This window comes from Exiguobacterium sp. s123, from assembly GCF_018617075.1.
Classification (GTDB): domain Bacteria; phylum Bacillota; class Bacilli; order Exiguobacteriales; family Exiguobacteriaceae; genus Exiguobacterium; species Exiguobacterium profundum.
Window position 1 is genome coordinate 136,843 of sequence record NZ_JACSJL010000005.1, and the last position, 15,502, is coordinate 152,344.

At 48.9% G+C, this 15,502-nt stretch carries 17 protein-coding genes and 2 riboswitches; of the genes, 9 read left to right on the forward strand and 8 right to left on the reverse strand.

Features of this window, described 5'->3' with window-relative positions; genetic code table 11:
- Window positions 1-30: 30 nt before the first annotated feature.
- Window positions 31-132, reverse strand: a riboswitch (SAM riboswitch).
- 205 nt (window positions 133-337) lie between these two features.
- Window positions 338-440: riboswitch (SAM riboswitch) on the forward strand.
- A gap of 82 nt (window positions 441-522) precedes the next feature.
- The 5 genes from mtnK to KNO72_RS10330 are packed head-to-tail and all read left to right on the forward strand — an operon-like array spanning window position 523 to window position 6,153.
- Window positions 523-1,674 carry an S-methyl-5-thioribose kinase gene (gene mtnK / locus KNO72_RS10310; protein ID WP_214758092.1) on the forward strand — a complete coding sequence of 384 codons (1,152 nt, stop codon included), beginning with the start codon at window positions 523-525 and terminating at the stop codon, window positions 1,672-1,674.
- Entirely contained in the window at window positions 1,671-2,705 is a 1,035-nt protein-coding gene (gene mtnA, locus KNO72_RS10315) for an S-methyl-5-thioribose-1-phosphate isomerase (protein WP_214685334.1), read from the forward strand. The genes mtnK and mtnA overlap by 4 nt, the downstream gene beginning before the upstream one ends.
- Window positions 2,698-3,777 carry a sugar ABC transporter substrate-binding protein gene (locus tag KNO72_RS10320; RefSeq protein WP_214758094.1) on the forward strand — a complete coding sequence of 360 codons (1,080 nt, stop codon included), beginning with the start codon at window positions 2,698-2,700 and terminating at the stop codon, window positions 3,775-3,777. Before mtnA ends, KNO72_RS10320 begins: the two co-directional genes overlap by 8 nt.
- Complete coding sequence (locus KNO72_RS10325; protein ID WP_168169877.1) at window positions 3,777-5,150, forward strand: sugar ABC transporter ATP-binding protein; 1,374 nt, start codon at window positions 3,777-3,779, stop codon at window positions 5,148-5,150. Before KNO72_RS10320 ends, KNO72_RS10325 begins: the two co-directional genes overlap by 1 nt.
- A 1-nt stretch (window position 5,151) precedes the next feature.
- A complete protein-coding gene (locus tag KNO72_RS10330; protein ID WP_078147741.1) occupies window positions 5,152-6,153 on the forward strand; it encodes an ABC transporter permease in 1,002 nt (333 codons plus the stop codon).
- 15 nt (window positions 6,154-6,168) lie between these two features.
- On the opposite strand, the gene KNO72_RS10335 is transcribed toward KNO72_RS10330, so the two are convergent.
- Entirely contained in the window at window positions 6,169-6,648 is a 480-nt protein-coding gene (locus KNO72_RS10335; protein WP_214758096.1) for a GNAT family N-acetyltransferase, read from the reverse strand.
- A gap of 75 nt (window positions 6,649-6,723) precedes the next feature.
- On the opposite strand from KNO72_RS10335, the gene KNO72_RS10340 reads away from it, so the two are divergent.
- The gene (locus KNO72_RS10340; protein ID WP_012727475.1) at window positions 6,724-7,104 is read left to right on the forward strand and encodes a VOC family protein; all 381 of its coding nucleotides are present in this window, start codon (window positions 6,724-6,726) and stop codon (window positions 7,102-7,104) included.
- Between the two features lie 28 nt (window positions 7,105-7,132).
- Here KNO72_RS10340 and KNO72_RS10345 read toward each other — a convergent pair whose 3' ends face one another.
- Window positions 7,133-7,441, reverse strand: a complete 309-nt coding sequence (locus KNO72_RS10345) for a winged helix-turn-helix transcriptional regulator (protein WP_078147739.1) — start codon at window positions 7,439-7,441, stop codon at window positions 7,133-7,135.
- A 118-nt stretch (window positions 7,442-7,559) separates the two neighbouring features.
- Between KNO72_RS10345 and KNO72_RS10350 the strand changes: the two genes are divergently transcribed.
- The 3 genes from KNO72_RS10350 to KNO72_RS10360 are packed head-to-tail and all read left to right on the forward strand — an operon-like array spanning window position 7,560 to window position 10,148.
- Entirely contained in the window at window positions 7,560-8,051 is a 492-nt protein-coding gene (locus KNO72_RS10350; RefSeq protein WP_214758098.1) for a lactoylglutathione lyase family protein, read from the forward strand.
- A gap of 2 nt (window positions 8,052-8,053) precedes the next feature.
- A complete protein-coding gene (locus KNO72_RS10355; RefSeq protein ID WP_078147737.1) occupies window positions 8,054-9,034 on the forward strand; it encodes a zinc-binding dehydrogenase in 981 nt (326 codons plus the stop codon).
- A 55-nt stretch (window positions 9,035-9,089) separates the two neighbouring features.
- Window positions 9,090-10,148 carry a threonine aldolase family protein gene (locus KNO72_RS10360; protein ID WP_214758100.1) on the forward strand — a complete coding sequence of 353 codons (1,059 nt, stop codon included), beginning with the start codon at window positions 9,090-9,092 and terminating at the stop codon, window positions 10,146-10,148.
- A 43-nt stretch (window positions 10,149-10,191) separates the two neighbouring features.
- On the opposite strand, the gene KNO72_RS10365 is transcribed toward KNO72_RS10360, so the two are convergent.
- From KNO72_RS10365 to KNO72_RS10390, 6 genes are all read right to left on the reverse strand, one after another.
- Entirely contained in the window at window positions 10,192-10,692 is a 501-nt protein-coding gene (locus tag KNO72_RS10365) for an SRPBCC family protein (RefSeq protein WP_214758102.1), read from the reverse strand.
- Window positions 10,689-11,021: an ArsR/SmtB family transcription factor gene (locus KNO72_RS10370; protein WP_214685342.1), complete on the reverse strand. Its 333-nt coding sequence runs from the start codon at window positions 11,019-11,021 to the stop codon at window positions 10,689-10,691. Before KNO72_RS10370 ends, KNO72_RS10365 begins: the two co-directional genes overlap by 4 nt.
- A gap of 62 nt (window positions 11,022-11,083) precedes the next feature.
- On the reverse strand, window positions 11,084-13,375 hold the full coding sequence (gene gshAB / locus KNO72_RS10375; RefSeq protein WP_078147734.1) for a bifunctional glutamate--cysteine ligase GshA/glutathione synthetase GshB: 2,292 nt from the start codon (window positions 13,373-13,375) through the stop codon (window positions 11,084-11,086).
- Complete coding sequence (locus KNO72_RS10380) at window positions 13,359-14,687, reverse strand: MATE family efflux transporter (RefSeq protein ID WP_214758104.1); 1,329 nt, start codon at window positions 14,685-14,687, stop codon at window positions 13,359-13,361. Before KNO72_RS10380 ends, gshAB begins: the two co-directional genes overlap by 17 nt.
- Before the next feature lie 129 nt (window positions 14,688-14,816).
- Window positions 14,817-15,284 carry a hypothetical protein gene (locus KNO72_RS10385; RefSeq protein ID WP_214685348.1) on the reverse strand — a complete coding sequence of 156 codons (468 nt, stop codon included), beginning with the start codon at window positions 15,282-15,284 and terminating at the stop codon, window positions 14,817-14,819.
- Window positions 15,281-15,490, reverse strand: a complete 210-nt coding sequence (locus KNO72_RS10390; RefSeq protein ID WP_074035697.1) for a helix-turn-helix transcriptional regulator — start codon at window positions 15,488-15,490, stop codon at window positions 15,281-15,283. The genes KNO72_RS10385 and KNO72_RS10390 overlap by 4 nt, the downstream gene beginning before the upstream one ends.
- Between the last annotated feature and the right edge of the window lie 12 nt (window positions 15,491-15,502).

The window sequence follows — 15,502 nt, forward strand, 5'->3', positions numbered from 1 at the left end:
AGGCAAGAGGTCATTCAAAAAAACAATGAACTCTTATCTCTCAGCGTTAGCTGCAAGAATTAGCACCGTGCCATTTCTGGTCGGTTGCTGCGACATCATCGGGCTTGTCCCTCCGTCTGCTCTTGATAAGAATAGTTGTGAAGTTGTGAAATTTAATTGAATTTTTACATAGAATCGCTCACTCGTCAATTCCTTTTTTTGAGAAAAAAAGTTTAAAAATAATGTTTCTATATATGCGTGTCGAAAATAAGTGGGCGACTGAAAATAGAGGATTGACAACTAGCATGCCTAGTCCGTAATATTCGTCTCAACACGTCAAACACAATTACATCATTTACTCTTATCGCGAGTTGGCAGAGGGAATTGGCCCTAAGACGCCGCAGCAACCGACCATTTGGCACGGTGCTACATCCACCAGACACATGTCTGAAAGATGAGAGGAACAACCAATTTGGGTGTGCCTCTTTCTCGCGGAGAAAGGGGCTTTTTTCATGCATAGAGTTAAGAAAGGGGAAAACCATCATGGCTTATGAGGCGTTTACAGAACAGAGTGTCGTCGAACACGTTCGACAGTTAGGGTTACTAGAAGAGGGGATTGCAGAATGTGAGGAAATTGGGGATGGCAATTTAAATCTCGTCTTTCGCATTCGTCAAGGAGAAACGTCATTAATCGTGAAACAAGCGTTGCCGTACGCAAAAGTTGTTGGAGAGAGTTGGCCGCTCACGCTTGATCGTTCGTGGATCGAACAACTGGCACTCCGTGAGTTTTCAAAAGTCGTACCACAATTTGTACCAGATGTACTCGGTAGTGACCGTGAACTCGCCTATACGATTTTAGAAGATTTATCATCGTTCGAAATCGTCCGCACCGGCTTCCTAAAAGGAGAGAGCTACCCGAACTTAGCCCGCCACGTCGGTACGTTCCTCGGGGAAACGTTGTTTGCGACGTCTGACTACGCGAATGGACCACTCGTGAAGAAACAAATTGAAAAAGAGTATTACAATCCAGAATTATGCGATATCACGGAGAAACTGATCTTCACCGACCCGTATCGCGACGCAGAATCGAATCAAATCGAGCCAGTCCTTCGTCCGGATGTGGAGCAACTCTGGTCAGACCTCGCTTTGAAAATTGAAGTGACCAAATTGAAGGTTGGGTTCGTGACGAAGCACGAAGCGCTACTGCACGGGGATTTACATACAGGAAGCATTTTTGCGACCCGTCAAGAAACAAAAATTATCGATCCCGAATTTGCGTTTTACGGTCCGTTCGGCTTTGACATTGGTCAAATCATTGCTCATCTGGTGTTCTCAACGTATTCGCATCCGTTGAAACGATTCGAACGCTTCACAGAAGTACTCACCGTCTGGGAGACGTTCGAAAAAACGTTCCGTACCCGCTTTACACAGGCCGCAGAGCCGTTCAACACAGTAGGATTCGTGGACGAACTGTTGCCATCCATTTTGAGTGACGCCATCGGCTACGCAGGCTGCGAATTGATTCGGCGGACTGTCGGTCTGGCTGGAGTCGCCGACTTAGAGACATTACCAGACGACCTTCGCATCGAACGGAAACGCCACGCCTTAGAGCTCGGTACGCGTCTCATCAAACAGCGCCATCAAATTCAATCCATCGATCAATTGATTCCAGTCTTGTCGGAGGTGCGCGTATGAGTGTGCAAAGTATTCATTTCGATGCCGACACGGAAGTGTTGACGATTTTAGATCAGACGCTGTTGCCGCAAGAAGAGCGCTATGTCGAAGTGTTGACGCTTGAACAGGCCGAGCAGGCAATCAAGTCGCTTCAAGTTCGCGGTGCACCGGCCATCGCTTATTTCGGAGCGTTTGTCCTTGCGAAAGAAGCGTCACGTCTGCAAGATAATCCATATTTTCATCTCCAATTGAATCAAGTCGGTCAACGGTTGATTGCGACAAGACCGACCGCGGTCAACTTACAGCATGTCATCGAATCACTCCTTCGATTGAATGTGGGGGAGGACTTTGAACAGATTGCAAAAGCGATCAAGCATCGTGCAATTGAAATCTATGAACAAGACGTGGCTACGTATCGCACGATTGGGGAACATGCGCTCACCGTGTTACCCGCTGGTGGCAACGTTTTGACGATTTGTAACGCCGGTGCCATCGCGACGTCACGATACGGTACCGCGCTCGCGCCGTTCTATGTCGGGAAAGAGCGTGGCATCCCGTTTCGGGTGTTCGCGTCCGAAACGCGACCGCTGCTTCAAGGAGCACGACTGACCGTATGGGAGCTCGACCGGGCAGATATCGATGTCACACTGATTACAGATAACATGGCGGCCTGGACCATCCAGACGAAACAAATCGATGCTATCATCGTCGGGGCGGACCGCATCACCCGTACCGGTCATACGGCCAACAAGATCGGAACACTCCAGCTTGCGATTTTGGCGAAGCATTACGGCATCCCATTCTATGTGGCTGCTCCGCATTCGACATTCGATTTAGAGGCAGATGACACGATTCAAATCGAAGAACGGGACGCGCATGAAGTGACCCATATCGGGGGACATCCGACGGCACTCGTCGGCATCACCGTCTTCAATCCGGCGTTTGATGTGACACCACCCGAACTGATTACCGGTCTAATTACAGAGACAGGTGTGCTCGAACCGACTGAGTCGGTCATTGTAGAACATGTAGGAGGAAACACATATGTCTAAAAAAATCATCTTCTTCCTGTTGACCGTCATCCTGGCACTTGCCGGATGCACGAACGAACAGGCTCAACCGAAAACGACTACGACAACAAGTAAAACGGAAGCGAAAACCGTCAACGTCTCAAATGAGACGCTTCCGAAAAATCTAGAAGTCGCCCTCGTCATGCAGATGTCGATCGGGACGTTCTCTTCGCAGTATATCGAAGGGGTGACCGAGCAAGTCGAAGCGTTCGGTGGCAACGTGAAAGTGTATAACGCCGAAAATGATTTGTCGAAAATGGCGAGTTATGTCGATACGGCAACGACGCAAGGAGTCGATGTGATCTTGATTGACCACGGACGTGCCGATGCCTTGAAAGAGCCTGTTCAACGGGCGCTCGACAAAGGCATCAAAGTTGTCGTATTCGATAACGATTTGACGAATGAAGGCGTGACGGTCATCGACCAAGACGATTATTCACTCGCATGGCGCTCACTCAAAGCACTCGCGGAAGATTTAGACGGGGAAGGGAACATCGTCACGATTTGGGTCGGTGGATTCACACCGATGGAACGCCGTCATACGATTTATGATGCATTCTTGAAACGGTATCCGGGCATCCAGGAAGTCGCGAAGTTCGGTTCGGCGACGAACAACACGGCGCTCGATACGCAAAGCCAGATGGAGGCGATTTTGAAGAAGTATCCAGAAGGCGAAATCGATGCGGTGTTTGCGATGTGGGATGAGTTCGCCAAAGGGGCGAGCCGTGCCATCAAGCAGGCTGGCCGTGACGAGATTGCCGTTTACGGGATTGATTTGAGTGACGAAGACTTGCAACTCATGCAAGAAGAGGGGAGTCCGTGGAAAGTGACAGCTGCCACAGATCCAGCCGAAATCGGCCGCATTCAAGTCCGATACGCTTATCAAAAAGTGGTCGGGGAAGAAACGCCTTCCATTCATTCGGTCGACCCATATCTAGTGGACCGTGATGTCTTGCCGAATGAGCCTGTCACGATGGATGACCTTGGACAGTACGTGCCAGGTTGGGGCGAATCGAATGCGGCATGGTCGGATTGGATGAAGGAGACAGACTGATGATTCGCTTGGAACGAATCACGAAACAATATGGTGACGTCACGGTGCTCGATCAACTATCCTTCAGTTTAAAGCCGGGAGACATTCATGGGCTTCTCGGTCTGAACGGGGCCGGTAAGAGTACGCTCATCAAACTGCTAAACGGAACGGCTGAACCGACGTCCGGCGAGTTGTCCATTGATGGAAAATCAATCCGCCTCACACCAGCGGAAGCGATTCGTCATGGCATCATCACGGTGTCACAAGAAGTCGATGATGCGCTCTATTTGGACTTGCCTGTATATGAGAACGTCCTTCCATGGCAGACGGTGAAACGGATTCGTCCGCAACGTTTGAAACAGCGAGCGAAACGCGTGTTATCCCGAGTCGGTTTAGAGGTCGATCCAACGCGTCCAGCCGGTCACTTCCCGCTAAGCGTGAAACAGCGCCTTCTCATCGCTCGGGCACTCGAGAGCGATGCCAAGTATTTGCTCCTCGACGAACCGACCGCTGCCTTATCGGAAACGGATGCCGACGCCTTACTTGAATTGTTACAGAAGCTTGCGGCAGAAGGAGTCGGGATTGTATTGGTCACGCATCGTTCAAACGAGCTCACCCGGGTCACGTCGACCTCGACGTTTCTTCGGGACGGACGTGTCGTGTACGATGGACCGTACCAATCGCTCTCTTCAGAAGCGGTGCAGACATTTTTGAGTGGGACAACATTTGATGCGGCGTTAGAAAAGGCGGTGCCGGAAGACACGATTTGTTTGTCCGCGCAGTTGACTCTTCCGGCGTTTCAATCGGAGATTTCGATTGAAGCGTATGGCGGAGAAGTGCTCGGGATTGGTGGATTGACAGGAAGTGGGAAGACGGAACTGATGGAAGCGTTGTTCGGTCTTTCTGGGATTCGTCAATCCATCACAATCGAGGGGAAAGAGCACGTGATCAAAGAACCGGCAGACGCCGTACGTTTAGGATTTGCACTCGTTCCAGAGGAGAGACGTCGTCATGGATTATTTTTAGACGAGACGATTGAACGGAACGTGATTGCTGTCGCAGGAAAGGCAACTCGCGTTTCGGACGTATTGGCATCGCTTTGCGTCCGTTATGCGAACGTGAAACAACCGGTTCGTGAGCTGAGTGGTGGAAATCAACAGAAGGTCGTCTTTAGCAAATGGTTACTCGAAGACCGAGACATTTATCTGCTCGACGAACCGACAAAAGGAATTGATATCGCAGCGAAACAAGACGTATATGAACGCGTCATTGCACTCGCGAAACAAGGGAAGACCGTATTGTTCACCTCGAGTGAGCGACACGAGCTCGAACGGGTCGCCAATCGAATTCTTTGGCTCGACCGTGGACAACTTGCAGAGAAAGGAGGCGCATGACATGGCACAGTTAGTAGTCAAAGAACGAAAACGAATCAGCGGTCATATCGGTCAGTATGGAACGTTACTCGCAATCCTTAGTTTGATTGCGGTCTTTACCGTGACGAACGATCAATTTCTGACATACGCAAACTTTAGTGACATCATCAAATCGGTTTCAATCGTTTCGCTACTTGCCCTCGGCGTCACGTTTTCGCTCATCGTCGGAGGATTCGACTTGTCGGTCGGCTCGACGGCGAGTCTTGCGACAATCGGGGCAGCGGCAAGTCTCGTCCTTCATCGACAAGAGCTTCTCGTCGCTCTGCTGATCCCACTTGCACTCGGGATTCTCGTCGGGCTGTTGAACGCGCTCGTCACAATCAAATTCCGATTACCGGATTTACTAGCGACACTCGCCATCATGTACGTCATTAACGGGATTCAGTTGACGTATACGAAAGGATTCTCGATTTATGACAACATGCCGATTGAAGGGGGGACGGCGCCAGGGCGTTTCATCCCGTCATTTCTATTCATCGGTCAAGGGACGATCGGTCCGATTCCGTTCGTCGCCCTGCTCATGCTGGTGTTCTTTATCGGAGCGCATCTATTCTTGACTTATACGCGGACCGGGCGTGAATTTTATTACGTCGGGTCGAACGCCGAAGCGGCCCGTCGTTCCGGGATCGCCGTGAATCGAATCAAGTTGTACGCCTACGTACTCAGCGGATTGTTTGCAGCCATCGGCGGAATCATTCTTGCATCTCGGATTGGTACGGGACAAGTCTCGGCTGGAGCACCCCTTTTGATGGACGCTGTCGCGGCTGCCTACATCGGCTACGCCGTCTTTGGGACAGGGCGCCCGAACGTGATCGGGACATTGATTGGAGCTATTTTGATTGGAATTCTCTTGAACGGACTGACGATGTGGGACGTGCCGTATTATGCGCAAGACATCGTCAAAGGGACGATTTTAATTGGAGCGCTCGGTCTTTCTTATATTCAGAAGAAACAGCGGACATGACAAAACCCCCGGACATCAGTTGTTCGGGGGTTCGCTTTGTTCACGTGTCATTGAAAGAAACGGATACACACCACCATTCGTCTCCTGCATGAACGTGTCTTGTGGGATGAAGCCTAGAGACTCGTATAATCGGATGGCCCGTTTATTAAACGTGGCGACGGCAAGACGCACTGTGCGAGTCCCATATGTCGCCTCAATCCAATTTATGATTGACGTGAGGAATCGATGTCCGTTGCCGCTCCCCGTCAAATCAGGGTGCATGCCGAGACCGATAGAAACAGCGTCTACTGATTCGAATTGCAACGTGACGAAACCGATGAGTTCGTCGTTAAGAATGGCGAACGTTGTATCACCTCGCTCATCTGCATCTAAAAATGAGGCGAGATCTTCTTCGTCAGCATCCATATTGTAAAACGCGTATTCGCCTTCATAGCGCCACTCGAAAGCGATCAATTCGGCTTGCTCTTGGGTGAGTGGTTGAAACGTATAATTCATTGAAATTCCTCGTCTCTGATCGAATTGGTCATGCTACACTCAAATCGTATCATGAAAATAAGGGGAGGGAACATGATGGCAGTCAAATTGGACATGGTCGGGATCGTCGTGACGGATATGAAGCGGTCGCTCGATTTCTATCGGGCGCTCGGGTTTGAGATTCCGGAAGCGATGAACGGGGAAGCACATGTAGAGATTGACGAAGGAGGCGTGCGTCTCGCGTTCGATACGGTAGAAGTGGCCGAATCGGTATACGGGGAATGGAAACAGGCAGACGGGCATCGAATCGAGCTTGCCTTTTTATGTGACAGTCGTGAGTCATTGAATGCTTTGTATGACTCAATCCTTGAACAAGGTTATGCGTCACACAAAGCACCGTGGGATGCGTTCTGGGGTCAACGTTACGCCATCCTGTACGATGCGGATGGGAATTTGATTAGTCTGTTCGCCTCATAAAAATAATCCCGGGCCATGTGGCTCGGGATTATTTTTTGTCGTGGCACTCTCCCCATGAACAAAGGGCATTCATGGCGGGTTGCAGTCCGAGGGCGTCTTCGGTCAATGAATATTCGACGTGCAGGTGCTTCTCGGTCGAGTAGTCGACACGGCGAACCATGCCGAGCTGCTCGAGCTCGCGCAATTGGTCGGTCAACACTTTTCGGCTGACGTCCGGAATCGCTCGTTGAATATCAGAAAAACGAAGCGGTCCATCTTGAAGCGTGCAGTACACTTGGGGGCGCCATTTGCCGCCGATAATCTCAAGTGCGCGGTTGACGGGGAACGATGTGGTCATGTTCAAGGAACCTCACTTTCGGGTAGTTACTTCAATGTGCGTACTTTTTTTCTTGCTTCAATGACAGTATCTTATCGTTACCCGCTAAATTGAGCAAACAAAAAGGAGTAAATGAAACATGACATATCCAAGAACGTTTTCACACATCGGTCTTTCTGTACCGAGCGTCGCTGAGGCCGTAAAATTTTATGAGGACGTGATGGGGTGGTATACGATTATGACACCATCAGACGTCGTCGAGGATGATTCGCCAATCGGTGTGATGTGTACCGACGTCTTCGGACCGGGCTGGGGCAAATTCCGAATCGCTCATATGTCAACGGGAGACGGAATCGGGATTGAGTTGTTCGAATTTCCGAACAACGAAACACCAGAAGACAACTTCGAGTTTTGGAAGACAGGGATCTTCCACTACTGTGTACAAGACCCTGACATCGAAGGGCTCGTCGAGAAGATTATCGCTCACGGCGGGAGACAACGGATGCCGATTCGTGAATACTACCCAGGTGAAAAACCGTACCGCATGGTGTACTGCGAAGATCCATTCGGCAACCTCGTTGAAATTTATTCACACTCATACGAACTCACGTATTCGGAAGGAGCTTACTAAACATGAAAGCATGGCTACTCGATCAACCTGGTCTTGATCATCTGCATATTGGAGAAATCGACCGACCGACACCAGGAGCGGGAGAACTGTTGATTCGTGTCGAAGTGGTCGCCTTGAATCCGGTCGATTATAAAGTCGGATCAAACGGAAACCCGAATTGGTCATATCCACACATTCTCGGTGTCGACCTCGTCGGAGAAGTCGTTGAGGTCGGTTCGAGTATCGCCAACATCATTACGGGTTCGCGTGTGGCTGTTCATACGGATCTTTCGAAATATGGGGGATTCGCCGAGTATACGGTCGTCGATGCCCGGGCGTGTGCGGTCGTTCCGCAAGGTGTAAGCGATGAGGCGGCGGCTTCTATCCTGTGTGCGGGGATGACAGCATATGAAGCGGTCATGCAGAAGCTGAACACGCGAGATAAGGAGACGATTCTCATACACGCAGGAGCGGGCGGTGTCGGTGGATTTGCGATTCAGCTCGCAAAACGGCTCGGTCTGAAGGTATTCACGACGGCATCTCCTGAGAACGTTGAGTGGGTAGAATCACTCGGGGCGGACGTGGTGATTGATTATAACGTCGAGGACGTGACGGCACGGATCATGGAAGAAACAGATGGACGTGGTGTCGACCTGATTTTGAATACAGTCGGACGAGACGTTGCGACAGCAGACCTAGATCGTCTCGCATTCAGCGGACACCTCGCCTACATCGCCGGGCCACCAGACATGACGAACATGAAAGGCTTCACGTTATCTCCTTCGATTCACGAAGTGGCACTCGGGGCGGCGCATGCGAGCGAGGACGAACATGCGATTCGCAACTTGGCGTATATGGCCGAAGAGATGATGAACTTGCTCGATGCAGGTGAACTAAACGATCTCGTCACAGAAGTGTTGTCGTTCGACCAATTGAAAGAAGGTCTCGAAAAACTACAAACGCGAAAAGTGCGCGGTAAACTCATCGTCCGCATTCGCGACTGAAGAGAGGACTCCCTGTTATACTGACAGGGAGCTTATTTGTCGAGGAGGGGAAAGAATGGAGCGATTGGCAGACACGTATCGTCAGACGAACGTTCAATTGAGCGGTCACGGCAAACGGGAAGCCGGGGTATTGAAACGCGCATTTGAGCATGTGCGTGAAGATGAGCCGAGTGATCAGTATGGACAGGGGAAAACGATTCGACAGTTCGAAGAGAAGATGGCACAGGTTCTTGGGAAAGAGTCGGCAGTATTCTTTCCAAGCGGTACGATGGCACAGCAGATTGCGCTACGCATTTGGTGTGATGAGACAGGGAAGAAAAAGGTCGCATATCACCCGCTGTGCCACCTTGAAATTCATGAGCAGGATGGTTTAAAAGAGTTGCATCACATCGAACCGATTTTAGTGGGGGACGAAAACCGATTGATGACGCTCGAAGAGATTCAAGCGTTACCGGACATCGCGTGTCTGTTGCTCGAACTGCCACAACGAGAAATCGGTGGGGAATTGCCGACGTTCGAGGAACTTGTGGCAATTCATGAACACTGTCGTGAGAAAGGGATTCATCTACATCTGGATGGTGCACGACTGTTCGAATCGCTTCCGTATTATGAAAAAGAGGCTTCTGAGATTTGTGCGCTCTTTGATAGCGTATACGTCTCGTTTTATAAAGGAATCGGTGGCATTGCCGGCGCCATCCTTGCTGGACCGAAGGCATTTTGTGACACGTCGAAAGTATGGAAGCGACGCTACGGTGGTGACTTGATCAGCTTATATCCATACATCCTGTCTGCGGATTATTATTATGAGCTACGAAAAGACAAGATGGCCGAGTATCGAAACGAGGCCGTCCGCTTAGCAGCACGCTTCAATGAACTCGATGGCGTGTGGACGACTCCACGCATCCCGGTCACGAATATGTTCCATCTTCATTTTCAAGGGGAGAAGGAAGAAATTGGTGAGAAAATTGCGCGCATCCAAGAAGAAACAGGAGTAGGCATTACGGGGTATCTTGTTGAAAAAGACGGACACTGTTCAACCGAAGTAAGCATCGGAGATACGTTTGAACGGATTACGCGAGAACAGCTTGATGGATTGTTTCGGCAGTTCAGATGAATCAAAACATGCACCATTCCTTTTCGGGAACGGTGCATGTTTTTTACTGGCTTACAATCGCTTCGAGACGATCGAGTTGGGAAGTGAACCCTTCGACAGCGCCCATTTCGACGACTTGTTGGAGAGCCTCTTCATTCGTGAATTCGGAGCGACTAATGAATAACGTGCCTTCTGATGTATCGAGAAATTCATTTGTGATCGTCATGACAGGCAAGTCCGGATTGACGTGTCCGTCCGCATCCGAGAATGCATCCGTATAGACGATTTGGGAGTATGGATCGATGTCGATAAAGGTTGATTTGCCCCATGATTCCATACCATAAAAGTCACCTTGTTCTTTGTCGACACAAGTCATGCAATAATGCCAAATCCCCCCCGGTTTGAAGTCGAAGCTGTATACTTTCGTCTCCCATCCGGACGGTCCCCACCATTTCTCTAAATGTGCAGGTGTCGAGAATGCTTCAAATACAAGTTGGCGTGGTGCCTTGAACAGACGTTCCATAATCAATGTCGTGCCCTCTATATGTGATTTGACCGTACTCATGATCCATTCTCCTCTCGCTGTGACTCCGCTAAAAACGTCTCCAATCGATCGAGTCGCTCTGTTTCCCGAGCCATATAGGTCCGCCAAGCATCTAATGGTTCGAGTGCTTGAGACTTGAGTGCATAACGTCTTCGATTGGCATCAATGGTTACTGTGACGAGACCTGCATCATACAGAATTCGCAAGTGCTTCGATGTCTGCGGTTGACTGATCCCAAGCTGATTTGCCATCATTCCGACCGTCCACTCTTGTTTCCGTAACAATTCGATCATCCGCAACCGGTTCGGGTCGGCTAACGCATGAAACAAAGAAGCCAATCTCTCTTCCATTTTTCGTCACCGTCCTCTTGCTTTTAATATTCCCAATTAGGAATATTCCGTAACAGGAATACTCAATATTTAAACAATAAATCAAGTAGCATCTCACCAATCGGTCGTTCTTTTCCTTCATAAGGAAAAGCGTGGATATGGATGGCGGGATTAAAATTCAATTCGATGATACCGTATTCGATTTGCGCATCATCGAGAGAGGGAATCATCATATCGACACCACAGATGGTTGCCCCGACTGACTTAGCGGCATCGACAGCAATACGCTTATAGATGTCAGAAATTTGATCCGTATAGTCGATACTATCTCCGCCGGTACTGATATTAGAGTTTTCGCGTAAGAAGACACGCTCATCGAGAGCGGGAATACTATCGGGTGTCTTGCCTTGAGCACGTAAAAATGAGATGACGACCTCGTCGATGTCGATTTTCTCGAGAGGTGTCTTGTATCCTTTTCCGCGTAACGGGTCTTCATTTTTTGTCGCAACGAGTTGACGGATCGAAGAGGTGCCATCTCCAGTGACGTTCGCCGGGACACGATGGAGGATGCCCGCGACGTCATCCCCGATGACGAGGAAGCGATATTCTTTTCCGGGTAAGAATGTCTCAAGTAAAACGACATCATCAAACGTTTTCGCATACTGAAATGCAGACCGTGCTTCATCATACGTCGCTCCGTCTTTAAAAATGTGAATACCGACTCCGAAGTTTGTGGACTTTGGTTTTAAGACGATGGGTTGTTTTGAAAATGAATCCCATGCCTGACGTAAATCTGATTCATCTTGAAGTTCTACCCCTTCAGGGACACGAATGCCATGCTCTGCGAGTACAAACTTTGTCACCGTTTTATTCTCCATCATTAAGACGGAAACATAATTGTCTTTTGAAGTTTTCGTTGCCTGTTTGACGTATTCTTCGTGTTTGCCGTTTCGAATCCGAATGAACTGGTCGGAACGATCGATGACATCGACACGATAACCACGTTTAATTGCGGATTTCATTAAGATTTGAGTAGACAGTTCCAGGTCGGCATAACCGTGGATGCGAAAACGATTTGCATAGGCGTCCTCATAAAAGTGTTCTGCTTGGGCGAGGGACCATGCGTGATAACCCGTCTCGGTCATAATCGTCTTTAATCGGGAAGCGTACGTCCGGTCCACGTGATCAATTTTTTCGCGTACAGCGGGAAAGACATCTTCGAAGCCGAGGTCATACTGTGTGTTGAACGAATCGATGGCGTCGAGAAGTTCTGTCGCGTACGTGTGTAAAGGTATGGCGTAACCATCTCGAGTCAATATGCTTGCGGGAGACATGCCTTCTTTGGCGACACGTTGTTGATTATTGTACGCTTCAGCTTGCCAATCGACATGAGATGTCTCCTTAGTAAAGGTCAAGTACAACAAAAACAGATGAAGGAACCGTAAATCTGAACGAGCAATTCCGGTCTTTTCAAACGGATTCAAATCGATATTGCGAATTTCAATGTAATCGATACCGTGTGCCTCGAGTTGATTTAAGTCGTTACCACCTTTCGATGTTTTCAATCGGATGGGGGAGTAGAGTTCGTTCGGATTGGCAATCTCGCCTTTGGCAATGAACCGTTTTACATCGTCTATATAACTTGAGAGTGTCGCATAATTTGGATAAAGCGGTTCAACATTCGTGTACCCACAGTCGCTATTCCGATATGACAATGCTTGTTTATTTGAAAAAGTGTCTACATGGAGCGCTTGCATCTGGCTGACACATCGTTCTTCATAACTCGCATGTACGGCTGGGGTAGCACCGAGCAAATAGACGATGAGCCAACGCATTCGTAAATATTGACGAACTAACTTCAAATATAGGTGATCTTTGAAGTGTCGATTTTGTTCAGGGGATCCTTCGTATAATGCGGATAACATCTCATCGGAAAATGAAAAGTTGAAATGGATTCCAGAAATGAGTTGTTTTTTCGCACCATATTTTTGGAGCAGATGCTCACGATAACGGCTAGCCTCTATTCCGGACACACCAAAATCAGCGAGTGGAATCGTACCACCTTCCGGCAAGGCACATGGCATCGATTGTGGCCAAAGGCGTTCATCGCCTATGTTGAGCGCCGTGATGTCGTATAGCGTTTCTAAAAAATGATGTGCCGCCTCAATCGTCGGAAACGTTGGAGTGACGAGCTCAATTTGACTTTCAGAAAAGTCGGTCGTGATGTATGGATGAGTCGCTTTATGACCGAGTGCTTTTGGATGCTTCGTAACAGCTAGTGTGCCTTCTGACGTGACGCGTAACATTTCTCGCTCGATGGCAAATTTTCCACTTGTGATGAGATGGTGGGGTAGTTGATTAAACTGCTTCTGCAAGGGAAATCACTTCCTTTTTCGTTAGTCGGACAAAGAGGGCGGAGACAAGCCCTTTTGTGATACTTGAGATGGCGATACTCCACCAGATGGCATCGATTCCGAGATAAGGCTCAAGAACAAATGCGAGCGGGATACGGGCCACTGTGAAAATAATCGAGATGGTCGCGGGGATTTTCGGTAATCCGAGTCCTGAGAAGTATCCGTTTCCGATCATTTCAATCGATGAGAAGACGAGCGAAATGCCAATAATTCGCAAGTAGCTCGCCCCAATTTCGATGGTTCGAACGTCATCGACGAATAGACCAATGAGTAAATCTGGGACGATTAAAAATAACAACATGATGAATCCTGTGTAAACCATCCCGAGTCGGGTCGTTACCCGGTAACCTTCATGAACACGATCTACTTTTCGTGCCCCGAGGTTTTGACCGGTATAGCTAGCCATTGCTCCGTTCAAGCCACCAATCATCATGTAGGCAATCGATTCGATTTGAAGTCCGATGCGCTGTGCCGCAATCGCTTCCGTCCCGTATGAGCCAATCATGCGGGCAAGAAAAATACTGATTACCGTGAACAAAATCCGTTGGGTTGCCATCGGAAAACCAAGACGGATGATTTCTTTATAGTCAGTTCGAGTCGGCTGAACGACTTCATCCCAATTGAATAATGTACGAGCGCGGTGCCAAAACAATCCGAACATCATGACGTTGGCGACAAGTGTTGCAAGAGCAGCCCCGATCACACCGAGTTGGAATGGATAAATGAAAATCGGGGAGAGAATCATATTGAGGATGACACCTGTCGCATTGATTCGCATCGCTGTTGTCGTATTGCCATATGCACTGAATAGACGAGCAAACAGCAAATTAAAGAAAGAAAAGATGAGCATCGGCGCGCTGACGAACAAATATTCATATGCAAGCTGCTCCACAGCGGGGGCACCCATATTCAAAAAGCCGATGAAAGTATGACCGAACATAATTAGTAGTGAGGCGTACGAAAGACCGAGTGTTAGATTCAGACGCCTGCTGGCCCGGACATGACGCTGAACCGAATTGAGGTCACGTCTCCCGACAGCTTGTGATACTTTGATGCCGGCGCCAACGACAATCAACGATTGAATCGCCTGTCCGAGCATGATATAAAAACTAGCTGCACCGATACTTGCCACAGCATCGCTCCCGAGCGCACCGACCCAAAACATGTCGACGAGACTATACGTAAATTGTAATAACGAGCTACCGACGAGCGGAAGGGCAAGAGCCAGAATGACGCGTTGCACGTTTCCAATCGTCAAATCGACGGTTTTCACAAAGCAAGACTCCTTACATTCTTTATATAACCATTTAGTTATATATAAGCACGGTGTAATAGAATTGGCAATCATGATAGCCGAATCGATGAAAAATGGACACAAAAAAAGGAATTCGTGATGAATTCCTTAATGTCGATAACCGCGAATCCAAGTCGTCATGTAGACGAGTGTCGCGATGATGAGCGTTGAAGCGAGTGCATAGATCGGATAGGCGGGAAGTGTATCTTCAAACAACGGATAGAACATAAACGACCCCATAAAAATAGGAACGGAGATGCCGAACGAGATGTATGCCGCTTTTGTCGATTTCACTGTGATGATTTGTTCACGCTCATCGACTTCACTAAATTCAGTCATGCGGACAGACCATTGAGTGAAGCTCAACTGCTTGTTCGGCCGGGAGTTAAACGAATAGACTGTCCAAACAATGCCAAAAACAACAAGTAAAAGTAGGGGAAGCAGATTGAATTCAACTAAGAATCGGTCAGACTCGCTGACGGTCTTCGACACATCGGATAAAAATGAGCTGAATAGAAATGCCATCAGGACATACAGGATGATGCTGGAAATAGACTGAACGACAACGTGTTTCATTTTCTTTCCTCCTCGATTGTGAATATAGATTCGACCGGTTCCTCGAACACCCGTGCGATGTGCATCGCCAGCATGAGTGACGGTGTGTAGCTGCCTTTCTCGAGCGAGATGATCGTCTGTCTCGTCACACCGACCTTTTCGGCCAGGTCGCCTTGGGTTAACTGGTGCCGGGCACGCAGTTCTTTCACGCGGTTGACTAATGGCATCGTGCCACCTCA